The organism is Lactiplantibacillus fabifermentans DSM 21115 (genome assembly GCF_000498955.2).
GTDB classification, from domain to species: Bacteria; Bacillota; Bacilli; order Lactobacillales; family Lactobacillaceae; genus Lactiplantibacillus; species Lactiplantibacillus fabifermentans.
Window position 1 is genome coordinate 1 of the sequence record NZ_AYGX02000100.1, and the last position, 23,397, is coordinate 23,397.

Genomic DNA, 23,397 nt, shown 5'->3' on the forward strand with positions numbered 1-23,397 from the left:
GAAGCTGATCTTTTTTGTCCGAACAGCGTTCGGATTAATTTTACAATCTACCGTTAAACAACACAAAGGCCGCAACGTCTTGACAGTCCGTTACCGACCAAGTTTCGTGACGCGCCTCGGAACCCATCAAGCCGTGTTTGCTTGGATGATTGCCGGATTAAGTCTGTTATTTATGGCGTTTAATTTGCAAGACAATGCTGCCGTTCAAAGCTGGTGGCAGCAGTTGGTCACTAAATGGCGGGCCCAGCTTATTAAATAGTACCGATAACTATTTCAAAGCCATCCTTAAGCCCCCACCTTGGGGGGTTAAGGATGGCTTTTTGTAAATTCAAAAGTAATAGCGAGTGTTGGCGCTTTGAACTCATCCTACAACCGATTTGTTTACGAAAACATGTGAATCCCAATAATTAGGACAATTGCAGTACTCACTATCACCGGTATCAAATACTTATTTAATATTTTGAAATCTTTTTCTGTCGGCAATCAAAAGCCGGAAAATATTGATTACCACCGATATCACAACTGACTAACCACTTTTGGTGACTTTTGACGTTGCCAGTGGCACAACCATGCCAAATTAATCAAACTCACTAATAACCATATCCCACCAGCAATTATCAGTGGTACGCCGATCGTAATCGCCCTAGCAAAACGCAAACGCGCTTGCCCACTTAAGTCGACTAAGGTGTATAAAAAGCCATCAATCACCAATGCTTGGATCAAAAAGACTAGGCCATATGCGCCGCTTTCGGCTAACCGTTCGCGCCATAACTCGACTGGGGTCAGCCCCGCAATCTTTAGCTGCTGCAAATTGACCATTTGATGATGGCTTTCCAGCGTCGTCAAGCCCCCACAATTCACAATAACGACTAAGGCCGGCGCCCCGATATACATGAGTAGCGTTACAATAACATTTTGACCATCAACCGTGCCGCTATCAAACCCATACAATGCAAGCAAAATTCCGGTCAACAACGTTTGCAACACTAATAATGGTCGCACAACGCTGCTCAGTTGTTCGCTACGTTGGCGCAACTGACAAGCGGCGAGCTTCAACATCAGCGGGTGGTCGCTTAATCTAATCGCCGTCAAAATGCCATTACTACCAAGCGGTCCAATCCCAATGACTAACAAAAGCCACCAAGCCATGGCCATCAACAAGCCATTACCAGTCGTTTGCCTAATTTGAACGATGGTTTGCCCCAGGCCCCATATCGCTACAACACATACGCCACCACCAAATACTAGCCGCAACCAGCGACTAATTTTGGCCGCCTTCGCCTGATAAAGGATTCGCCAAGTATGGGCAAAACCAGCGATGACGCTCAATAACGTCACGCCGCCAACTGTCAATAAGGCCCCAGAAAGCGTTGGCAATAGTGGGACACTTGGCAGCCACACTGTTCCAATCCACCCTTGTAGCTGAGTATACGCATAACTAATCGTACTAATTGCTAATAACCACCCCAGCAGACTGCTGAAAAAACCGGTCAGTCCTAGCTGAACAGCCACTAGACTCGCAATTTGACGTGGATTAGCCCCTTGAATGGCCCATAACCGATATTCAGCTTGTAATTCATTTAAAACTGCTCGAATGATACCCGTCAAAACTAAAAATAATGTCACCCCACCTAACACTAACGGTATCAAAAATAATGGTCGCGGATCATGGCCGGCAGCAACCAGCGTCGGCAAAGCGGCCCGCAAGGCCAATAAGCCAGTTAAACACGTCCCTACCATCCAGCCAGCAACTAGTAAACTACCACTGGTTAAGGCCCACCATGACCAGGCATGCTTGAACTGTAACCATCCTAATTTAAGCATTAGTCAGCACCGCTTTCTCGTGCAAGGCTGCCAACAAAGTTGCTTCGTTCGGGGTCTGATATTCAGCGACTAATTGACCATCGCGTAAAACCACGGCGCGGTCGGTTTGCGCCGCTAATTCGATATCATGCGTCACCATGACAATCCCGACGCCTTGCGCTGCTAAATGTCGGAGTCGTGAAAAAATCAATTCTCGGGAAACCGAATCCAATGCGCCGGTCGGTTCATCGGCAAAGATTAGCTTGGCTTGTGTCATCAAGGCCCGGACAATGGCGACTTTTTGTTGTTCGCCCCCAGACAGTTGGGCTGGCAACTGTTTTAAATCGGCGTGAAATTGTAACGCGGCTAATTGCGCTTCAATTTTTTGTCGCTCAACGGCCTGATGGGTTAAACGTAAGGGTAACGCAATATTGTCCAGCACTGATAACGCCGGTAACAAATTATACGATTGAAAAATAAAACTAAGCTCCGTTCGGCGTAGTTGTGATTGTTGGCTCGCCGTTAAATGTGTCAATGGCTTGCCGAATAGCTCGACTTGGCCGGTCGTGACTGATTGTAACCCCGACAAGCATTGCAACAACGTTGTTTTCCCCGAACCCGATGGCCCAATCACACTCAAGAATTCCCCGGCTTGAGCAGTCAGATTGATATCTTGTAGCAGTGACCGACCATGGTCATCAACTTGCTTGCACACATGCTGGGCAGCTAAAATAACCGTCATTTTGCATCCTCCTCACGCTGGACGGGCGGCACAACTTCATAAACAATCGCATTCAAGTTATAGCGATAATAGGCTCGCAATATCCGGCCCGCGTACCGAACGAGTTGTCGAATTAGCGGCAAGGCCCCTAGTGCGATGCCCAGCATGACGAAACTTGCGACGACCCGACTAGCCGTTAACGGTTGTATCCCTTGGACATGCTGCCAAAAAACCGCAATCGGAGCAATTAGCCCCGCGATGGTCATCCCAATTAGCGTGAGCTGCAATGGGACCAACACTAAAAATGCCAAGACAAACAGTGTGACATTAACGACCATACTACCAATAAAAGCCAACGCGTTAAACTTGCGCGCAACCATCCGATTTTCCCCGAAAAAGAACGCCGCGTCACAGTCAAATAAGGTTGCCAAATCTTGAATGGCTTTAACTGGCGGCACATGCTTGTCACTTTCCCAGCGCGCAACCGTTTGTTGGGTGACGTACAACCGTTCCGCCACTTGTCCTTGCGTGAGCGCTAATCTTTCCCGTTGTTGTTTAATCCGTTTCCCGATTGAATCTATCATGCCAATTTCCTCCTTTTGCAACAACTCAAGTACACCATAACGGGACTATTTTAACTAACAATTTATTTGATAGGTATTGATACACCGGCTTTTCATCACAAAATAATTTTTAAATTAGCCTAGCAATATCAGAAAAAACGTGCTGACTTTATTCCAAGTTCAACACGTTTTTATCTAATGAATTTTTAATCGTCGCCACTACTCTGCCAATATCCGGTCAATCGCCTGGGCAACTCCGTCAGCGTCGTTATCACCCGTCAGCCAGTCCGCAGCTTGTTGATTGGCCGGCACGGCGTTGTGCATCGCAATCGCTTGATCAACCACTTTGAACATGCTGATATCATTTAAGCCGTCGCCAATCGCGATACTTTCGTCACAATCCCCGTGCAGCAAATAATTTTTAACCGCTAAGCCTTTATTCACCCCAACGGCCGTAATCTCCGTATTACGCGGTGACGATTGGGTCACTTCAAAGTTATCGCCACACATTTGCCGCAATGTCGCTAACTTTTCTGGCTGTTCTGAGAAGATTTCAAATTTCAGTAACGCATCGTCATCAGCGAGCTGAAACGCTTGGGACAAAGGTTGCAACTTCTGATAAAACTGATGAAAATAAAACTGCATCTTTTTAAGCCGTGGTGCCCCACTAGCAGTACTAGCCCCTGCCAGGCGATCTAAATTAGTCATCATATCCGGATATTGCCGAACAAAACTACCGTGACGTGTATAAATCAAATAGATAAAATGGGCCTGCTCACATTGGTCCTGAATCGCTTGAATGGTGGCTAAATTTTGCTGCAAGGGTAGCGTACTAACGACGCGCCCATTTTCCGTCATCGTTAACGCGCCATTTAAGCCAATAATCGGTAATGACAATTCAACTGCCGCCAACAATTGCTGCACATCGGTCACATAGCGCCCCGACGCAATGACAAATTGATTGCCGGCTTGTTGCCAACGTTTAATGGCCGCGACGTTTCCCACCGAGATGTGCTTATCGCGATTCAACAAGGTCCCATCTAAATCTGCAAAAAAGACTTTCATGCTGTTGACCCCTCCAAATGATGATTTCCGTCACTCATGAATCCCCTTACAATACTATTGTACTGCAAAAGTTCCCATTGCTTCATCAATTTTCAATTAATTAAAAAGTAGCGTTAACTTCAATTATCACCGTCAAAGTTAACGCTACGCTTTTAAGCACTCATATCATGCTAAAACTGCTTCATTGCTGGGATTTAATCATTAATGGAAATAAGCGTTCAGTGCTTACCCGACTATGATTCTTCAACATCATCACTTTGCGACCAATCGCCATTCAAAGTCGACAACGTCGCGGCCGTCAAATATGAAATCGGTTCGCCCATCTGATAATGTTGCCAAGCTGGTTCTTGATGCGTCAGGTCCGTCAATGACGCATCGTGCGTCGTTGAAAACCGGGCAACCGTATCAGCCATCACGGCAAGTTCTTGAGCCGTCAGTAGCTGTTCATCAACGGGCACCAACGCCTTAAAGCCGGTCCATTCATCTTCATGAGTGGCCATCTCAATCGTTTCAATGCAGTGGGCACTTTCCAACGCCCCATATAACAATTGATAGCTTTCGGGCGCTGGGCCATGCGGTAATCGTAAATAAGCAGTACCAGTAATCGAAACCGTATTTTCCGCAAAATATTTGAAATCGGTATAAAACAATAATTTATTGAGTTTAGAGGTTGTGATTAGTGGCATGGCCGTGACAAAGTACAAGACTAATTGCGTGAATTTTTCAAAATCAAACTGGCCATAACCGGCAAATTCAGTGCCATTCGTTTTAACGAAGCGGCTGTTAATGCCTCTTTGAATCCAAGTTTGCGCTTCGGCCGCGTCTAGCTGAGACATGTGCACTTGAAAAGCCTGCTTTCCGCGGTCAGTCATCATTTTTATCGCCGTCGCCAACATTGATTGCGCAATCGTTGGCCGTTGTTCAAGGGTCGTTAATAATTGACTGTTGGCCGTCGATGGCAATGCCCCGGTTTCATATGTTGCTACCGTCGTCGCAGACCAACCAAGTAACGCGGCAAAGTCTCGTTGGCTTAAGCCATAAATGTGCCGTAGCTGTTTGATACGCGGTGGCGTAATCATATTGTGCAGCGTACGGTACTTATCAAAAGCCAAATTGATCGCAACGTTATCTAAATCTTCATCAAATACTTGCTCACCCGTGTCACAATTAAAGCGGGCTTTAGCACTAACTTTGATTGCTTCATCACGAATCTCATAAGTTTCCTCAATTGTTTGAATTGTTGTTTTCATTATGAGCACCTTTCATTCTAATAAATTGTTTTATGGAAGGAAATTACCTTCGCATGCCCTGCTACCAACTTTAGTTTTATGTAAAAATACGTTCCAGAATCAGCATCTTTATGAAATACCCACAGAAGTTCTGTGCGCCGATTACGATCAATTGTTGGACCAGAAAAATACTCATCTGGAGTTAATTGCAGCAGCAAAATTTTTATTTGGGTAATATTTAGTTCGAGGCTGCTAGCATATATCGCTCGACGCTGTAAAATTTCCCAATTTCCTTGGCTAACAGCTTTTTTAAATGCTAACAAAAAACGGCGAATCATCTCATTGTTCGTCCTCATCGCACCTAACCCCCACATTTAAGTTGGACTTCATGATAGCATTGCTACAATTTTGTAGCAAACTATTTAACTCACACAATTAAGCATTGCACAATTGTTTCCACATCACTCTCACAACTCACTTCTAAACATTTAAGCTTCAGCAACGAAAAAAGGCTCAATCCGAATAACCGATTGAGCCAATGCCGCTTCATACTTATTTAATTGAGAGCCTAAATTGAACGTCGCCGGAAAACTAGCAACGCCAAATACAAGAACAATACGAGATACACTACATAGCCACAGCTAATCGCACCCAGCGATAAGTGCGTGACTTGTGAGTAGGCATGCTCTGATAGCTGACTGCCTAGATTCATCATATTAATCGGATTCCATTTCAACCAGTCATACTTGTCAATCGCCATAAAAAATAACTGATTGAAAATATTAATAACGAAATAACCGATAATTCCGATGACGATCGCCGGCGTTGAACTGGAAAACAAGGTTCCCATCAACAACACAATACTCAATAAAAACCACAACGTTATAAATTTATTAATATCGGTGAAGACCCAACTATGCCAAAGAGTTTCACCCGTTTTACTGAGCATTGAAAAGCGAACCCGGTGGGCCAAAAAGAGGGCCTTTAAAATTAAAGTCACGATATTACTATATAAAAACAAGCCGACTGAATAAATGAATAACATCAGCCATTTGCTAATTAACACTTGGTTGGCCGAATATTGGCGATAGCGTAGTGCGCGCATTGTGCCAAACTGTAGCTCGCTAGATGTTAGCGTACTGGCTTTGGCAATGAGATAGATTGTCATCGTAATAAACCCTAAAAAGTTATCCAATACGGCCGTGGTTGGCGGCAACATTCCCGGATACTTAACCGAATACCCCAACGCGCCAATTTGAATTAGTGGTAGCACGATTAACAAATTGCGCGTGCTCGGTTGATGAATCAATTTATAAAACTCTTGCTTAATTAGTGTCAACATACCCCAGCCCCCTTTAATGTTCCGCCGACAACACGGCCAATAATGATGCTTCTAAATCTCCCGTTGGTCGTGAAATATCCAAAATCTGGCAATCGGCCGCTAATAATTGGGCTAGCGCGGCATTCAACGGCACATCCGTTTTAGCTAGTTTAAGTTGCGGACCAGCCAGAACGGGAAATTTTCCCGCCGTTAATACCGCGCGGGCCGCGGCATCGTCAGTCGTTTTGATGACGTAATAGGGCTGCGCTTGTGCTAACAAGTTAGCCATCGTCGTCGCTTTAATCACACGACCATGGTCAATAATCACCACTTCATCGGCGACCTTTTGTAACTCCACCAACAAATGACTCGAAATCAAGAACGAGACACCACGCGCCTTAGCTGCAAGAATCAAGTCCCGCAAATGTTTCGTGGCCCGTGGATCTAAGCCATTGAGGGGCTCATCTAAAACAATCAAGTCCGGTTCATTAAAAAAGGCTAACGCCACGCCTAATTTTTGTTTCATTCCCAGTGAGAATTTCTTAGTTTTTGTATCCGCATACGACGTCATTTGAAACTGTTCGATGATGGTCTGCACTTTGGCCGCCTTGCTAGCGGTCGACGGCCCAGTCGCATAAAGTTGCAGTTGTTGCCGCGCAGTTAAATACGGGTACAGCCCGGGATACTCAATTAACGCCCCCACATGAGCCAGCGTACGATGCTGGGCCGTCGTGATTGGCCCACCGTCAATTTGAATGTTGCCGGTAAAGGCGGTGATTCCTAACATCGCCTTCATAATGGTCGTCTTACCAGCACCATTCGCCCCAATCAGGCCGACAATTTTCCCTTGTGGAATTTCAAAATTAATGTCAGTCAATATCTGATGTTGACCAATCGTTTTGCTCAGTTGCGCAATACTTGCGATAGCGGTCGCCATGCTGCATTCCCCCTCAGTAACTTATCCCTACTAATCCAGTATATCATCAAACGATAAGTTCCAGCTAAAACAAATGGGCCGTGACGCACACCCAAGAATTTCTACACATAAATTTTTTGGTTGCTACGAATTTTTATTCCGATTACGCCAATTAATATTGTGAAGAAAACAAAAAATGTCACTACCGTCAAAAAGTTGTTCTCATCAGTCAACCGCCGATTTTCTATGTTTGTCAATCAACGCAACAATTGACCATTAATATAAATCGATTAAATAACGCCCAACCAAATTTGCGGTAATCCATTGTTTTAACAAGTTATTTGCAGTATTCTAACAGCACACATCCCATCATTTTCTGTTATGTACATTAATCAACGGAGGACCTGCAAATGGAAAATACCCCAGCGGCACTTACGGTTCAACATCTCAATAAGTTCTACGGTCATCACCAAACCTTGTTCGATGTGAATTTTCAATGCCAGCCCGGTCATATTATTGGTCTGGTTGGCGCTAACGGCGCCGGCAAAACGACGATTATGCGCTCAATTTTAAGTTTGGCTCGTCATCAAGGCCAAATCTCGATTGGTCCAGACCCAGTCGCCTTCAACCACCATGCCGCCTTGAATCGCGTGGGCGCCCTAATTGAATCACCAGGACTCTATCCTTATTTGACCGGTCGGGAACATTTAAAGCTATTCGTTAAAGATGACGCGCAGGCAACGACCAGCATTGCGACCCTCATCAACCAGTTGCACATGGAGAATTTTATCGATGAACGGGCCCAAAAATATTCATTAGGCATGAAACAAAAATTGGGCATCGCCATCGCCTTTTTGAACCAGCCCCAATTAATCATTTTAGATGAACCGTTGAATGGGCTGGACCCCCAAGCCACACACGATCTACGGGCGTTAATCTTAAAACAAAGTGCGGCCGGGACCACTTTCTTAATTTCCAGTCATATTTTAGGTGAACTCCAACGACTCGCCGATGATTTAATCGTCATTGACCACGGTAGCGTCGTTAAAGAAACCACCATGGCCGAACTCCTCGCACAAAGCCAACATCGCGTGCAATTGACTACCAACGACGATGACCTGGCCGTGACGATTTTACAGGCTGCTAACTATCATGTCAGCATGGGCGATGGTCTGCTAGTCGACATTACCGACCAGCAATCCGTTGAAAAGATCATGCAATTATTGGGCGACCAGCAACTCCTCATTCAAGATATTCGACACCTCGATGATGATTTAGAAGCATCCATCCTCAAAATAATCGCGCAACCGGAGGCCCAACATGCTTAGATTATATAAACAAGAAGTTTTCAAATTGCTCAAAAAGCGGAGCACGCTGATCTTAGTTGTTTTATTAGTCATGCAAAACATTGTCTTCGCCATCTTCGCCGATGTCGATAGCACCCACTTCATTCCGAAGCGTCTTTTTATTGCCAATTTTTCAACTTCGTCCTATTTGACCTTGGTCATGATTGCGGCCGCCGCGGCCATTATCACCTCGGAATTTGAATACGATACGTTAAAAAATCTGGTCCCCCACGCCACTTCCCGCCAAGCCATTATTATCAGCAAATGGCTCGCCATCCTCACTTATTCATTAGGTCTGTATTTACTGATTTCGCTCTTATCGCTGCTCAATAAATTTCTCTTTTTCAATCAAACCTTCGCGTTAACTGATAAAATTGCTGGTATGAAAATACCGATTTGGCAACAATGGTTAATTACCATTGCCGGGGGCTATGTGAACTTGTGGCTAATTTTGAGCCTCGTCTTTTTAATTGCTGCAGCCTTAAAAAAGAGTAGTACCGCTATTTCACTAGGGATTGTCGGCTATTTCTCGCTGACTATCATCGGCACCTTAATGTTTCAACTAATAAAAAAATGGGAATTTTTGAAATGGAATCCGCTGAACTTCCTGAACTATCCTTCTCAACTCATCTTTCCGCAAATAGTCGGCAAAATGACGCGGTTATCGACCACTCAACTACTCTGGGGAAATCTCGTCTATATCATGATTTTTCTCGGTATCGGACTCTACTTCTTCTCACGTAAAGAAGCCTAATCAGGCTGAAAATTGCGGGGGTTACGTGCCTTAATTTTCGTACCAACTTTGCTTGACGTGATTAGCGATTCGCTCAATAATAAAGGTATAAATACCCTACTTTTTTGGGGATTCGTCATCAATTCAATCAGAGAAGGTGTTTCGATGCAAGCATTAAATAATGTCCGTTTCGGCGCTATTGGGATGTGTGCTTTAGCGGTAATTTGCACGTTGATTAATTGGGCACAACTACTAACCTGCAATCCGATTGCCTTCACCCGGGCCGGTCTGAGCGCAGTCGTCATTGTTTTATTAGTCACCAGTGAAGTCTTACTCAACAAGCACACAGAAATCAGCGCGGAACAACGGCACCTGATTAACAAGACTAATGCCATCGTCTTGTTGCTCTCATTATTTACGATTTAACATTAGTTAATACCGCCACGGCAAGCTTTAGCCGTGACGGTATTTTTTTAGCCACTAATATCAGAATTCTAATTATTTTTTCCAGCTGCGACCGCCTATACTTCTAATCATTCCAAGAGGAGGTCTCAAAATGCAAGCAATCATCCAACAAAACTATCACGGTACCGCCGGCTTACAGCTCACCAATGTTCCAACCACGCCCCCGGGGCCAATCAGTCTCAATGTCAAAACCGCTTATACCCCAGTTTTACCATGGGATTGGCGCAGTGGTTTAGGTGAACTGCAAAGTCTAAATAACCAGCGTCCACCTTACGTCATTAGCTATGGCTTTACGGGAGTCGTGACTGCCGTCGGACCATTACGGTCAACAAATTGGTTAAACCAACGTGTCTTAGGGGTGAACCCCCGTGGGAGTGCCCGCGAGATTAACCAAGTCCCTCGCCTACCGTATTTATTTAAAGTCCCGGACCCAGTCTCACTGGCAGCTGCCACGACTTTGATTGGCGGGGCTGATGCGGCCATGGCTGTCATGCGAGCCGCTAAACTCCCCGACCACGCTACCGTCTTAGTCACCGGGGCCACGGGGGGCGTCGGGACGGCCTTAATTCAATTACTCAAGCAACAACAACTGACTGTCATTGCGGTCACGAGTGCCGCCAATCAAGCTTGGATTCACGATCTCGGAAGTGATTATGAACTCGATTACCAAGCGGACTTGACAGCCCAATTGGCGCAAGTCCCGACTCCCAGCCATCTACTCGACGCGGTCGGTCAACCCGCCTTGCTAACCACCTTGACTCAAAACTTTCCCAATATTGACATCTGGTCACTGAGCTTACCGCACTGGCAACCAACGCGCCCGACCCAACGGTTTCATTTCACTAACCGCCCCATCATGCCCAGCGGTTATCAGCAATTGCTCCAAATGTTGGCCGACGACACGTTAAAACCCATTATTCGCGAAATTGACGATTTCGCCCAAGTGGCCCAAGCACAACAAAACGCCCAACAGCACGGGGGCCGCGGACGTATTCTACTGCGTTATTCAGCTGAAAATTGATACAGTGGCGTCTTAAATAGTTGCGCTAAGGTTTGGCCCTGTTGCCGATAATGCGCGGCGGCCGCGTCATCATGCACTTGGTCGAAACAGGCCGCAAGTAATACGAGCAAGTCGCCTAACATATAGTGAGAATCATGGTCAGTCGCTACGGCAATCGCCGCTTGCAACTGGGTGATAGCTTGGTGAAATTGCTGTTGCTGCCAAGCGCATAACGCTTGCTGGTAGGCCACCGCACTTTGATTAGCCATAAAGGTGGGGGCCGCAGCAATTAAAGCCAAGGCTTGATCAAAGTAGGCTCGGCCCAACTTCAACTGGCCACTTTGCATGTAATAAAAGCCCAATGCGTTCACGATTAGTAACTTCACCGCCGCTGTCAAATGCGGATAGCTGAGTGCTAATTGTAAATCACTGACCGCATCGGCGTGGGGCTGTCCGGATTGAAAGCGCGCCACGCCGCGATAATAGTAAAAACTCGCTAAATCCGCTGATTCCGGCAACTGCGGTTCAATATGATTTAAATACGCCAACAAATCTGCGTAAGCGTGCTGGTTGCACAGCTCAATGACATTTTCCGTCACTTGTTGCGTCGTCGTAATCGCCGGATAATTCGCTAACAACGCCTGTTGCATCGGCAAGTCTAGTCGTTCGCACAACTGCGCAAATAACACCACGTTGGGCAAATAGCGCCCCGCTTCCAGAGAACTAATCAGGGACTGCGTACAAATACCATCGGCCAATTGGGCTTGCGTTAAATGGCGAGCACGCCGTTGCTGCTTGAGGACTGTCCCCAATTGTTGTGCAACTTGCATCTCATCCATGATGCCACCTCCATTTTAGAAAGGAATTCTACGATGTCATTAACCACTTTAGTTCAATTAATCTTCACCGGTCTCGTTGTCACTTGGATCATCCGCGCGATTTTCATTGTCGTGGTCCTAAGTATCGGGCTTTATTATTACCGACAACATCTGAAAAACTAAGCGACTTCGATAATAGCGTATCATATCTTACCAGCAATTCACGCTCAAAGCGGCCAGTATTGGCCGTTTTTTTATTGGCTGGCTTACCCATGGTTCGGACAGTATCCGAAGCAAGAATGAATGGTTCATTTCAAAAATTAGTGATGCTATACTGACGCCATCAAATGAGGTGATGACATGCAACTACATGAAAAATTAACCCGGATTCTAAACAGTGCGAAGCGCCTGTTTATCGTACCCGGCTATTCAGATACTAAAATGCTCGACATTGCTAAGCAATCCGACCTGGCCGTCGGGACGCTTTACAGTTTATTTGCCAGTAAAGACGACTTACTCGAATTTGTTTTCGCCGCCACTTTAGACCCGGACTACATCGACAATGTTCAAAACTTGCCACTTACTTTGCCCACGCACACCGACTTACTGACCCATACGAAGCAAGTCTATCAACTTGAAACGCAGGCGTTAAACGACCTGCTCACTAACTTTCAAGCGGATGCACGCTTTGAAGCCATGCTGACCTATTTATTTAAAAATTTTAATCGGTTCGGCGCCTACTTCATGATTTTAGAACGCAATCCCCAAATGAATCCCGAGTTGATGCAGCTGTATCGGCTATACCGTAAACAGCTATACCACGAAATCTCAACGTTTTTAGTAACCCTCGTGATGAATGGCGAAGTCCGCTATTTAGCCGCTCCCGATAACGATGCCATGATCATTATTGATGAAATTTTTTGGTGGTCGGCCCATAAAAAATACGACTCATTTGAACCCGCCGACCGCAATTATGATGCGACCACCATGCAAGCGAGCGTCATGAAACAATTAATCACCAGTTATATCTAATGATGCTTGCCGGCATCATTAACCCGAAAAAATGAATGAACGATTCATTCTAGCCATTAAGGGGGCTTTTTCATGTTCTTAACTGAATGGAAATACGTCTTACACACCCATGGGATGTTGAAAATTATTTTGGGCATCTTGCTAGTGCCAACATTTTACGCCGTCATTTTTTTAGCCTCACTCTGGGATCCTTATGGCAATATCAAAAATTTACCTATCGGAATCGTGAATGAAGATACCGCCGTCACTCGCCAACATACCCGCTATCAATTAGGCAAGCAGTTGACCCACGAACTCGTGACTAACCATCAAGCTGACTTTCATCAGCTTTCCGCTCACACCGCTGCTAAACGACTAAAAAATGGGCAACTCTATATGGCCATCACGATTCCCCATAATTTTTCAAAACGGGCCACGGTGCTTGGTACTACCGCTACGCAGGCCATTTATTTGAATTATCATACGAACGCGGGCTTTAGTTTTATCGCCATGAAAATGAATACCACCACCGCTGAAAAAGTCCAGGCTAAAATCAACCAACAATTAACGACAAGTTATCTGACCGTGATGGCCCATACGTTGCAACATACTGGTAACCAGTTAGTCGCTACCGGCCATGCTTTGAAGACGACCACGACCGGTCTTGACCAAGTAGCCAATGGCGATACTAATCTCAATGAACACCTAACTGGACTAACGACCGGCCTGCGTCAAGCACAACAGGGATTAGCCGCGCTGACGACCGGTGAACAACAATCAACCCAAGCCTTACAAATGATTCCAACGACGGATGAAACGGTCCAGCGCCGTATGGAAAGCTTAGCCGGTAATACGCAAAATAACCTGGCACAAACGACGCGTAGTTTAAATAACGCGACTCAGACTTTGCAACTACTTCAAACACAACTCCAATCAGGCCGACCTAATTTGGCAGCCGTCCAACTCACGACCCAACACTTACAGCAAAGTTTAGCACAATTACAAACCCAACACGTCGCCGCGCAAACGTTAGCCACCGCCAACCAACAAGCATTCAGCAAGTTAGTGACGACCGACAATACGGTCGCGAATGGCGTGATGCAAGCGAACCACCAAGGCGCCAGCATCCTCGGTCAGCTCAACCAAGGAATGACCAATTTGAGTACAGCCACAGGGCAATTAGCTAGTGGGAGTCAACGACTGGCCACATCGACTGATACGATTAAAACTGCCGACCAAAAAATCACCGCCGGCCTCACAACGGGTGGTCAACAGTTAGCCACAACGGGCACGACGACGGCCAAACAAATCCAGCACCTCGTGACCCCCGTTTTGCTCACTCATACGGATACGACCCACGTTCAAAATAATGGCACGGGCATGACGCCTTACTTAATGTCGGTCGCACTATTCGTTGGCTGTATCACTTTCAATATTATTTACGATATGGCGACACCACACAAGCGTCCCCGCGGGGCTTGGCACTGGTGGGCGCAAAAAATCCCGTTCCTCTTAGAATTTACTTGGTTGGCATCAACGATTATGTATGTCCTCCTGATTGCGATTGATCACCTGGCACCACTGCAACCATGGCAGACTTATGGCATGGTCGTCTTAACGATGTGGACCTTTGGCAGTATTGTCACTTACTTCAATCTGATTCTTGGCAAAACTGGCGCTTGGCTGATGTTGATCTTCATGATTGTTCAACTCGGTGGCTCGGCTGGGACGTATCCGATTGAATTATCCAATCATCTCTTTCAAGTCATCCATCCGTACTTGCCAATGAGTATCTCAATCGATGCCTTCCGCAGTACCTTGTCAATTGGGAATAGTATCCGGCCAGAAATTCTAATTTTCAGCAGTATTATTCTCATCTTTAACGGCCTCATTTGGATCAACTTCAAGTTGAAATTAAAAACCGTTCAGGACCACGCTTAAAAAAACGAGTTGCACTAGGAAAAGAGCTGAAATCATGTTCCGGAATTCACGTAGTCGCCTATTAGCATTCAGTGATGGCGTCTTTGCCGTCATTTTAACGGTGCTAGTGCTCGAGATTCGCTTACCGACCGGGCGCAATCTCTGGTCTAAAAGTTGGCAAACGTTTGGCATCGCGTTACTAACGTATGTCGCCGGCTTTTCTTTAGTTTCCACTTATTGGTACTTTCATCAACAGTTATTCAGCAAAATCAAACACGTCACCGGCAAATTAATTGTTTTAAATTTCTATTTCTTGTTTTTTATCTCTTTGATGCCCATCCTAACGCAATTAATCGCCCAGGACCCGTTTTCCAAGTTTCGTAGTTTCATGTATGGTTTGGTTTATTTAGTCTTCAATATCTATTTATGGTGGTTGTTTGGCAGCGTCAGTCACCTCCATCGCCAGCGCCACTGGTCAGCCAACGACCAGCAGCACGCGCACCACGAGATAAAAGTCGTGCGTGATACCGTGGTGGTCGGTGCAATCGCCTGTTTGAGTGCGCTGATTTGGGCACCCTTGACGCCGCTCGTATTGGCGCTGAGCCCGCTCATTCGTGACCGATTCAAGGCATCAAAATAACATTGACTCGATATAGTTAGCAAAATAGGCAGCACTGGTGAATCTTCAGACCCGCCAGTGCTGCCTATTTATAACGTTTCAATTAAACGGCAACCATAGATGCACCTATATATTTACTCGGTGACTTAATTAGTCATCCGTGGAAATCCGAAATTGCAACGACCAGCCAATACCTAGTAGTGAGCACAATGCCATTACTAACATCATGGCGCGAAAACCACTTGTAAAGGCCGCACTATTACTAGTATTGCCAAACCAGTTGAATACAATCACTGCCACAGCCGTTCCAACTGCGCCCCCCAACAAACGAAAAACATTATAAATTCCAGACGCTTGACCAATTGCCGCTGGTTTAACTGCCCCTAAGACTGCCTTTTGTAATGCCGGCCCGGCCATCGACAACCCACTGCCGGCTAGCGCTAACGGTATTATCATCAACCAATAGGCTTGATGACCATTATTAAGACTACCAATCAAGGCATACCCAAGTGCTTGCAGCGCAAGGCCCAACGTCGCAATCTTTTTTTCACCAAAACGATCTACCGCCTTACCGGCAAACGGTGCGACAAACACTAAGGTTCCCGTCCAAGGTAACAACTCTAATCCGGCCACTAAAGCATTAGCCCCGCCAACAGCTTGTAAAAATTGTGGCAGGAAAAAGACCACCCCATACATTGCCGCGTACAATAAAAAGGTTGCCATATTACCGGCTGTAAAGGTTTGAAGACGAAAATAAGACAACGGTATCATCGGCTCAGCTACTCGACTTTGCCGATATAATAACCAGCCCCCTAATGCTAAACTACCCATGCCGATAACGATTGGTTTGAGTCCTGGCAACGCCGACAACGACCAAATTATCCCGGCCAAACTCACCATCATCAGACCGGTATCAAGTAATGGCAACCGCGATGCGACCCCCGTACTTTCGGGCAAGTACCGTCGCGACAACCAGACTGCTACTAACCCAATCGGGACATTAATCCAAAAAATCCATGGCCAAGCAAGTCGGGCCACAATTAGGCCACCTAGTGACGGGCCCACAATCAAGGCTAAACCACCAATGCCACTCCAAATTCCCAGTGCCTTCCCACGACGATTAGCTGGCAAGGCATGGGTCAAAATTGCCATCGACATGGGCGTCATCACAGAAGCCCCAACGCCTTCAATAATCCGGGCACCAACTAAGGCTTGAATGTTACCGGCTAAAGCACAGCCAATCGACCCCACCGTAAAAATTAGAATTCCCCAATTGTATATTTGCCGGCGACCAAAGCGCTCCCCTAACGTAACGCCAACTAACAACACCGCCGCAATGGTAATGTTGTAGGCATTCATGGCCCATTGGAGGGTCGTCATCGAAATGTGAAAATCCGTTCTGATTGCCGTTGAAGCAGTCGTCACAATCATTGAATCCATCATTGACATAAAAAAGCCGAGTGACGTTAATATCAAAATCCAAATAGTTCGTTGTCCGTTCGTCTCCATCGCTGTATCTGCCCCCATATCGTTTTAAATAGTTCAAAAACTTTTGAACTATTTAAAACTACCATACTGGCAACTTGATGACAAGCAAACATTCAATTACGATTCACATCCACGCCAAACAAAAAAACATCCCGGATGGCATGTCTTTTTGTCGATATCAATTAAAGTTGATCATAAAAGTTAGTCAAATATCGCTCAAACGTTGCTGGTTGTAATTGTACGTATTTTTCACGGGCAATCTTTTCGGCGGTAATTAAGCCCGCCGCCTCTAACAACTTAAAGTGATATGAACCAGAAGTTTTACTAATTCCGAGAGCCTTACCGACAACCCCACACGAGACCGGTTCTTCACAATGCTTCAAATACTTTAAGACCGCCAAGCGAACCGGGTCAGCTAGCGCCTTAAAAACCTGAATCTGTTGGTCGTCTGTTACATCTATTGTCTTTTTCATAGCCCTATTTTACGAGCAAATTAGGGATAATTTCAAGTCTAAATCGCTTAATTGTTTTCAAGACTACCTACTTGTTAGCAAGATGGTAGCGCATTGAACAGAAAAGTCATGCTGAACGAACGCTCTCCATCAACACAACCTTCATCCTACCGCAATTTGTTGCCACATCAGTCCCGTAAAAAGTACAAATAAAACCACCAATATCCCAATCATGGCATATTCCCCCGGCAACGTATTCGGAATAGCTTGCAAGCCTTGCCGTTTGCGGCGATATCTCAACACCATCGTCATAACTTGAGCAATCACCGAAAACAACGTTGGTTCTAATAATAAATACCACCGACTCCCCAAACTATCTGCCTGACCCACGCCGCCAAAATGAACGACGATGGTTGTGGGCGCCATGGCAATCATCCCCAAGCTAATGGTATACAGCACCACCACCGCGATTAGACAGAACAAATTGAATCTTTTCATAACGCCCTCCTCCATTAGATACACGTTATTATTTTATGCTAGCCATATTTTAGTTCCAATTGGCTAATAATACTAGCAATGTCCGTTTCCATTGACTAAAAAATCGTCCGTCAGTCACCGCGCGACTACGGACGATTTTTAACTTTCAATCTTAATCAGCTTGCGGTGTCGAATACGGTTTTTGCGCCGAGATACCTGGCGCAGCCGCAACCGTGGCTTGATACAACGGATCTAACCCCTTAGGTCCGTATAAGTGGCCCATGCCCCAGAAGCGTAACGCTTGGTTCATTTCCCCGGCCACTTGTTCGTAGTTTTTCCCCGTTGCAAGTTTAGCACTGAACTTCGTGAGAATTTGCTTTAATTCCGCATCCCCCATGAGTTCATCGTCATGCATCGCGGTGCTAACGGCGGTTTGCAAAGCAACTAATTTTTGATCCAAAATAATCTCCCCCTTTACTGGCAGTATACCGCTACCACTGACCATTTGTGAAGTTATTCTCAAAAATCATCACTTTTAGCTAGTTGGGACGAACGCCACGCAACAATCCAGCAAAGGATAACGCCGCGTTAATACCATGATAATTTTCTGCCGAATTTCACTAGTTTCAGCAACCGTTAAATTCGGCAATACTTGCACGGCCATTGTAATGATAATCAAGTCACCAACGTAACGACCACGCAAATAAGCCACTGCATGGACGGCCGGTATTTGCGTGACCAGCTTGACGAGCTCGGCTTGTCGTTTGGGCTCAAACCCATTTGACAGTCTGGTCGCACTCGCACTCACAATTTGGGCCCCACAAATCACAATGTAACCGCCGATAACCAAAGCACTTAACGTATCCACCAAATACCAATGGGTGATTAGTGCGACACTAATCACCAGCATCGTCGTAAATGACGTCAGCGCATCACTCAAATAATCTTTGGCCGAAGCTAGTAGCGCAGAATTGTGTGTCCGACGCCCTTGATAATCATTAATCCCAGCTTCAATCAACAAAATCACGCCAGAAATGGCAGCCGCATCAACCGCTATTAATGTCAAATGCTCTGAACCCGCCTGTAACACTTGCCAAGTCTGTTTCAACGCCCCCCACATACAATTCAGTCCGACTAAAATCATCACTAGACCTGACAAAAACACGGCCAAAGACTCAAACTGCCAATGCCCTTCGCGGTGGACGGCATCACTAGGCATATTGGCATAGGTCAAGCCAACCCATAGTAACGTGGCTGAAAAGATGCCACTCACATTATTCTGACCATCAGCCATTAACGCCGCCGCATGGGTCAAGTGCCCAAGCACCAACTCGCCACTCGCAAGCACCACGTAAAATACACCATTAATAACAATCAAGCGGCGCGCTAGTCGTAATTTGGCATGGTTCAACTGTGCTGACGGTTTTAAATGCTGATTTATATCAATTTTAAACGGTGGTCTTCCCATGTTGTTCACCGCCTACTGGTAAATCCGGTCGAATATAATTAACCAACTCAGTCGGGGCCAACGCACGGGTCTGCACAAAAATGCGATACTCCAGCGTCGGTGGTAAGACTGGCGTTTGGGTCAACCAGTATGTTAAGGCCGTCAGAATATTGTCGACAACTAACGCCTGGGCTAACCCACTAGGAATGGTGGGCAATAAATTATGCCGGGTACTACTTTCGGCGGGCACAATGTTGACGGTTTCCAGCACCAATTGCCGGACTTTCGTTTCCAATTGGGACGCCGGGCATTGAATTAACACCGCAACCTCTTGGCGATGCGCGTACAAATAAATTAACATGGCGTAAAACGCATCGTTGGACCGCTTCGTCGTCAGTTGCGTCACATCCGGCTTCATAAAACTCGTAAAAATACTCGCAATGGCGCCGGTTAAATGGTCTTCATAAGTCGCCAGCAATTCATATTTATCCGCATAGTAACGATAAAAAGTTCCCCGTGAGACGTGTGCCGTTGTTAATAGCTGCGCAACCGTAATTTCATTGAACGACTGGTCACGTAATAACTTGCACAACGCTTGTTCTAACTGGCGTTTCGTCGTTACACTTCTAATATTATGATCATTCATGTGTGGTCGCCTCCAAATCTTGACCATCCAAAAAGCCAAACTTATCCGTATGCACATTTATCATGAACTTCACGGCCACTAACCCACAGGCCAAGACCATCACGCCGCCCATAATGACTACATCAAATTGAATCGAACCGCCGAGCGAAATCGCGTGGCGGAGGCCATCAATCAAATACGTCATCGGCAAATACGGATTGAGCTGACTCGCAAACGAACTAGTCAGCTGCACCGGATATAACCCGGCTGAAGCCGATAGCTGCAACACTAACACGATGGTCACGAGCCACGTTCCGAAGCCACCTAATAAAATCCGCAACGCAAAGATTAATGCTAGAAAGGTCAGTGCGCCCACTACTAGTAAGCCGTACAGCTGGGCGTTCGATTGCGTCGTCAGCCCGATGACTTGACGTAATACTAAGTACAAACCGCTTGCTTGCAGCACGCCGACGATGCCGACTACCGAAAATTTGGCACTCCACCATGGGAACCAGTGCCGCGGCCGTTCACTCGGGGTATAAGCATCAAACATTGTTCCAACGGCAATTCCCCCAACAAATAAGCCAATCGCAATCGCAAAGGGCGCCATGCCCGTCCCATTATTCGGTACGGTCGCTTCGTCAGTCTTGACCGCTGCAACGGGATTCGCTAAAGCGTCCGCATTAATGGCCTGATGATGAATCGTCGCTAACTTCTGCGCACTCGCCGTTAATTGCTGCGCTGATTGTTGACTCCCACTTTGAATTGCTGTTAACCCCTGTGACTCAGCTTGAAGTCCGTGGGTCAATTGTTGATTACCGACCGCCAAGCGGCTCAAGCCTTGCTGTAACGGTTGCGTGCTCGGACTGTTGGGTACCGCGGTTTGCAGCGTCTTTAACCCGGTGCTTAGTTGCGCACTCCCTTGGGTTAACTTGCTCGCGCCGGCTTGTAACTGGGTGGCCCCGGCGGCTAGCCTGGTACTCCCTTGACCAGCCGTGGTTAACCCCGTCCCCACCTTTTGCACGGTAGTTAATAAGACCCCGGCGTACATTTTAGTGACTTGTGCCGCTACTTTACTTTGAATCGCCGTAGCTGCCCCATTAGTCATCTTCGAAACAATGAAGTTCCGCCCTGAATTCAAGCGGTAATGCAGTTGCAACTTTTTCGGCTGCGCGCTCAGCAAGGTCGTGGCATCCTTTGAAAAGCTTTTGGGAATCGTGACGATCATATAGTAGTGTCCGTCATCGAGTCCCCGTTTAGCCCTGGCTGCGGATACAGCGTGATACGCTAATGAATCCGACTTTTTGAGCGCTTGCACCAAGTTATGCCCAATTCGAATCGTCTTGCCTCGATAATGTTGTAACTGATCGTGATTGACCACTGCCACTGGAATATCGTCCAACTTGCCATAGGTGTCCCACATCGACGACAAATACAGCCAGCAATAAATCGCGGGAATTAAGGCAATCATCACTAGGACTAAAATCAACCCGTAATTTTGTAATAACTTGTGCCATTCATGTTTGAACATGTAATCACTCCCCAAATGTGACTTGAACAACTTGTTCAAAAAACATGCTAGCACCGTAAATTTGGGGCAACAAGCAACAAAGTTAGACAAAATGTTCAACTTTGACAATTAGTGAACTGACGAAAGCCTTACCGTAGCAGCTATTCATCAATAAATTAATTTTTTGAAATTTATCACTAGGCTGGACTAGTTTTATCGCTGGCCTTCCAAATAAAAAATCGTTAATCTGAACAAGCAAATTGCTCAAATTAACGATACTGTTGCAACCATCATATCGGTATTAGGCGCCCTGATTAGCAGCTTGACGCGCATTATCCGCTTCGCTCCAAGCCACCATCGCATCGATGACCGGTCGCAACGTTTGCCCATAGGCCGTCAACCGATACTCAGTTTTCGGTGGCATCACGGGATAGACTTTTTTGACTATCAAGCCGGCCTGTTCAAGTTCAGCGAGCTTCAGCGCTAACATCCGTGGCGATAAATTATCAAAATTATTGGAAAAATCACTAAATCGGCATACTTCATGTTGAAATAAATTATAGATCAGGACCGCATTCCACTTGCCCGACAATAACCGTGTCACGCCAGTAATGGGACACGTTTGTTCACATTTAAATGAATAATCGCGCATCGTTTCACCCTCCTCTAATGCCTATTCTCAGTATAAAACGGTCCGACCGAAAATACGAACTTTCACGGGTCTTAGTTGCCTCGCCAAACATTTAGGCCATAGTTACAAAAATTTCACGATTGCCTTCAAAACTCAACTCGCTATGATAGACCTATCCAATGAAAAGAGGTCTTTGCTATGCGTGCTTTTGGTGCCACTAATCATTTAAAGCTCAGCGATACGGCTAGTATTCAAGAATTCTCATTACCCCAACCGACCGCCACGGGTCATGACTTGCTTGTTCAGATTCAAGCAGTCGCTATCAATCCGGTCGATGTTTATGACCGGGGAAAGTCCCCTGACCATACGCCTAAAATTACCGGTTGGGATGCCACCGGCCAAGTCGTTAGCGTAGGGTCGGCAGTCACTTTGTTTCAACCGGGCGATACCGTCTATTATGCCGGCGCTTATGACCGGCCAGGCTGTGACGCCGAGTTTCAACTCGTCGATGAACGGCTCGTCGGCCCAGCTCCCGCGACCCTCAGCCCGGCCCAGGCAGCGGCTTTACCACTAACTACCCTGACCGCTTGGGAAGCCTTGTTTGAACAACTAAACATTAACTTTCAGACACCGCCAGCCAATCATGGCCAAACGATTCTCATTATCAATGGTGCCGGGGGAGTCGGCTCAATGGCCACGCAACTGGCCCACTTGGCTGGTCTCACCGTAATTGCGACGGCTTCCCGTCCGGAAACGCAACAATGGTGCCGTGGCCACGGGGCTGACGTGACCGTTGACCACCATCACAACTTAGTGCCCCAAGTCCAGGCGCTAGGATATCCAACTGTTGATTACATTTTGGAACTGCATAATTTGAATCGCCATTGGAAAAGCATTACAACCTTAATCAAACCCGGTGGCCACATTGCTTCCATTACCGGTAGCTCACAACCAATCGCGTTGACCGACCTCAAAGCTAAACGCGGCCACTTCGCTTGGGAATGGATGTATGCCAAGTCGTTTTATCAAACGGCAGATATGATTACCCAACATCAAATTTTGACACAAGCGGCCCATTTGGTGGATACTGGTCAGCTCGTCTCGACTTTAAACCAGACCCTCAGCCCAATTAACGCAGAAAACCTTCGCCAAGCCCAACAACTCGTCGCGCACCATCACGCGATTGGCAAAATCGTCGTTACGGGCTGGTAATAAAAATGGTCGCCTCCATTTCGGG

Annotated in this window: 27 protein-coding genes; 10 read left to right on the forward strand and 17 right to left on the reverse strand. The window is 46.3% G+C overall.

The window, feature by feature from the left end; genetic code table 11:
• A partial coding sequence (locus DY78_RS09110; protein WP_056993518.1) for a hypothetical protein occupies positions 1-259 on the forward strand: 259 nt, incomplete at its 5' end.
• A gap of 257 nt (positions 260-516) precedes the next feature.
• Here the strand turns inward: DY78_RS09110 and DY78_RS09115 are convergent.
• The 8 genes from DY78_RS09115 to DY78_RS09150 form a co-directional block, all read right to left on the reverse strand.
• Positions 517-1,824 (reverse strand): ABC transporter permease family protein, encoded by a 1,308-nt coding sequence (locus DY78_RS09115; RefSeq protein ID WP_024623761.1) that lies wholly within the window; start codon positions 1,822-1,824, stop codon positions 517-519.
• Positions 1,817-2,545, reverse strand: coding sequence for an ABC transporter ATP-binding protein (locus DY78_RS09120; RefSeq protein WP_029778777.1), 729 nt, complete (start codon positions 2,543-2,545; stop codon positions 1,817-1,819). The genes DY78_RS09115 and DY78_RS09120 overlap by 8 nt, the downstream gene beginning before the upstream one ends.
• Positions 2,542-3,108 carry a helix-turn-helix transcriptional regulator gene (locus DY78_RS09125; RefSeq protein ID WP_024623759.1) on the reverse strand — a complete coding sequence of 189 codons (567 nt, stop codon included), beginning with the start codon at positions 3,106-3,108 and terminating at the stop codon, positions 2,542-2,544. The genes DY78_RS09120 and DY78_RS09125 overlap by 4 nt, the downstream gene beginning before the upstream one ends.
• 198 nt (positions 3,109-3,306) lie before the next feature.
• On the reverse strand, positions 3,307-4,152 hold the full coding sequence (locus DY78_RS09130) for a Cof-type HAD-IIB family hydrolase (protein ID WP_024623758.1): 846 nt from the start codon (positions 4,150-4,152) through the stop codon (positions 3,307-3,309).
• A gap of 233 nt (positions 4,153-4,385) precedes the next feature.
• Entirely contained in the window at positions 4,386-5,402 is a 1,017-nt protein-coding gene (locus DY78_RS15775) for a type II TA system antitoxin MqsA family protein (RefSeq protein WP_081754384.1), read from the reverse strand.
• A 17-nt stretch (positions 5,403-5,419) separates the two neighbouring features.
• The gene (locus DY78_RS09140; RefSeq protein WP_024623756.1) at positions 5,420-5,737 is read right to left on the reverse strand and encodes a type II toxin-antitoxin system MqsR family toxin; all 318 of its coding nucleotides are present in this window, start codon (positions 5,735-5,737) and stop codon (positions 5,420-5,422) included.
• A 212-nt stretch (positions 5,738-5,949) separates the two neighbouring features.
• Positions 5,950-6,723 carry an ABC transporter permease gene (locus DY78_RS09145; protein WP_024623755.1) on the reverse strand — a complete coding sequence of 258 codons (774 nt, stop codon included), beginning with the start codon at positions 6,721-6,723 and terminating at the stop codon, positions 5,950-5,952.
• 13 nt (positions 6,724-6,736) lie between these two features.
• Positions 6,737-7,627, reverse strand: a complete 891-nt coding sequence (locus DY78_RS09150) for an ABC transporter ATP-binding protein (protein ID WP_169817080.1) — start codon at positions 7,625-7,627, stop codon at positions 6,737-6,739.
• 401 nt (positions 7,628-8,028) lie between these two features.
• Between DY78_RS09150 and DY78_RS09155 the strand changes: the two genes are divergently transcribed.
• The 4 genes from DY78_RS09155 (at position 8,029) to DY78_RS09170 (ending at position 11,183) form a co-directional block, all read left to right on the forward strand.
• Entirely contained in the window at positions 8,029-8,946 is a 918-nt protein-coding gene (locus DY78_RS09155; RefSeq protein WP_024623753.1) for an ABC transporter ATP-binding protein, read from the forward strand.
• A complete protein-coding gene (locus DY78_RS09160; RefSeq protein ID WP_024623752.1) occupies positions 8,939-9,718 on the forward strand; it encodes an ABC transporter permease in 780 nt (259 codons plus the stop codon). Before DY78_RS09155 ends, DY78_RS09160 begins: the two co-directional genes overlap by 8 nt.
• 144 nt (positions 9,719-9,862) lie before the next feature.
• Entirely contained in the window at positions 9,863-10,123 is a 261-nt protein-coding gene (locus tag DY78_RS09165) for a hypothetical protein (protein WP_024623751.1), read from the forward strand.
• A gap of 130 nt (positions 10,124-10,253) precedes the next feature.
• The gene (locus DY78_RS09170) at positions 10,254-11,183 is read left to right on the forward strand and encodes an NAD-dependent epimerase/dehydratase family protein (protein ID WP_024623750.1); all 930 of its coding nucleotides are present in this window, start codon (positions 10,254-10,256) and stop codon (positions 11,181-11,183) included.
• Here the strand turns inward: DY78_RS09170 and DY78_RS09175 are convergent.
• Positions 11,165-12,001 (reverse strand): helix-turn-helix domain-containing protein, encoded by an 837-nt coding sequence (locus tag DY78_RS09175; protein WP_024623749.1) that lies wholly within the window; start codon positions 11,999-12,001, stop codon positions 11,165-11,167. The two genes, DY78_RS09170 and DY78_RS09175, sit on opposite strands and share 19 nt — an antisense overlap.
• Before the next feature lie 33 nt (positions 12,002-12,034).
• Here DY78_RS09175 and DY78_RS16795 point away from each other — a divergent pair, with 33 nt between their 5' ends.
• From DY78_RS16795 to DY78_RS09190, 4 genes are all read left to right on the forward strand, one after another.
• Positions 12,035-12,163 carry a hypothetical protein gene (locus tag DY78_RS16795; protein ID WP_268872502.1) on the forward strand — a complete coding sequence of 43 codons (129 nt, stop codon included), beginning with the start codon at positions 12,035-12,037 and terminating at the stop codon, positions 12,161-12,163.
• Positions 12,164-12,340: 177 nt separating this feature from the next.
• The gene (locus DY78_RS09180; RefSeq protein WP_024623748.1) at positions 12,341-13,012 is read left to right on the forward strand and encodes a TetR/AcrR family transcriptional regulator; all 672 of its coding nucleotides are present in this window, start codon (positions 12,341-12,343) and stop codon (positions 13,010-13,012) included.
• Between the two features lie 72 nt (positions 13,013-13,084).
• Entirely contained in the window at positions 13,085-14,932 is a 1,848-nt protein-coding gene (locus tag DY78_RS09185; protein ID WP_024623747.1) for a YhgE/Pip family protein, read from the forward strand.
• 34 nt (positions 14,933-14,966) lie between these two features.
• Positions 14,967-15,551, forward strand: coding sequence for a TMEM175 family protein (locus DY78_RS09190; protein WP_024623746.1), 585 nt, complete (start codon positions 14,967-14,969; stop codon positions 15,549-15,551).
• 129 nt (positions 15,552-15,680) lie between these two features.
• On the opposite strand, the gene DY78_RS09195 is transcribed toward DY78_RS09190, so the two are convergent.
• The 8 genes from DY78_RS09195 to DY78_RS09230 all read right to left on the reverse strand — a co-directional run bounded on the left by DY78_RS09195 (position 15,681) and on the right by DY78_RS09230 (position 22,181).
• A complete protein-coding gene (locus DY78_RS09195) occupies positions 15,681-17,039 on the reverse strand; it encodes an MFS transporter (RefSeq protein ID WP_024623745.1) in 1,359 nt (452 codons plus the stop codon).
• A 161-nt stretch (positions 17,040-17,200) separates the two neighbouring features.
• A complete protein-coding gene (locus DY78_RS09200) occupies positions 17,201-17,491 on the reverse strand; it encodes an ArsR/SmtB family transcription factor (RefSeq protein ID WP_024623744.1) in 291 nt (96 codons plus the stop codon).
• A 141-nt stretch (positions 17,492-17,632) separates the two neighbouring features.
• The gene (locus DY78_RS09205) at positions 17,633-17,968 is read right to left on the reverse strand and encodes a hypothetical protein (protein ID WP_024623743.1); all 336 of its coding nucleotides are present in this window, start codon (positions 17,966-17,968) and stop codon (positions 17,633-17,635) included.
• Positions 17,969-18,119: 151 nt separating this feature from the next.
• A complete protein-coding gene (locus DY78_RS09210; protein ID WP_024623742.1) occupies positions 18,120-18,407 on the reverse strand; it encodes a bacteriocin immunity protein in 288 nt (95 codons plus the stop codon).
• Between the two features lie 75 nt (positions 18,408-18,482).
• Entirely contained in the window at positions 18,483-19,415 is a 933-nt protein-coding gene (locus tag DY78_RS09215) for a cation diffusion facilitator family transporter (RefSeq protein ID WP_024623741.1), read from the reverse strand.
• Positions 19,396-20,040 (reverse strand): TetR/AcrR family transcriptional regulator, encoded by a 645-nt coding sequence (locus tag DY78_RS09220; protein WP_024623740.1) that lies wholly within the window; start codon positions 20,038-20,040, stop codon positions 19,396-19,398. The genes DY78_RS09215 and DY78_RS09220 overlap by 20 nt, the downstream gene beginning before the upstream one ends.
• Positions 20,033-21,550, reverse strand: a complete 1,518-nt coding sequence (locus DY78_RS09225; protein WP_024623739.1) for a YhgE/Pip family protein — start codon at positions 21,548-21,550, stop codon at positions 20,033-20,035. The genes DY78_RS09220 and DY78_RS09225 overlap by 8 nt, the downstream gene beginning before the upstream one ends.
• Before the next feature lie 280 nt (positions 21,551-21,830).
• The gene (locus DY78_RS09230; RefSeq protein ID WP_024623738.1) at positions 21,831-22,181 is read right to left on the reverse strand and encodes a winged helix-turn-helix transcriptional regulator; all 351 of its coding nucleotides are present in this window, start codon (positions 22,179-22,181) and stop codon (positions 21,831-21,833) included.
• A gap of 177 nt (positions 22,182-22,358) precedes the next feature.
• On the opposite strand from DY78_RS09230, the gene DY78_RS09235 reads away from it, so the two are divergent.
• The gene (locus DY78_RS09235) at positions 22,359-23,372 is read left to right on the forward strand and encodes a zinc-binding alcohol dehydrogenase family protein (protein WP_024623737.1); all 1,014 of its coding nucleotides are present in this window, start codon (positions 22,359-22,361) and stop codon (positions 23,370-23,372) included.
• The last annotated feature ends 25 nt before the right edge of the window (positions 23,373-23,397 follow it).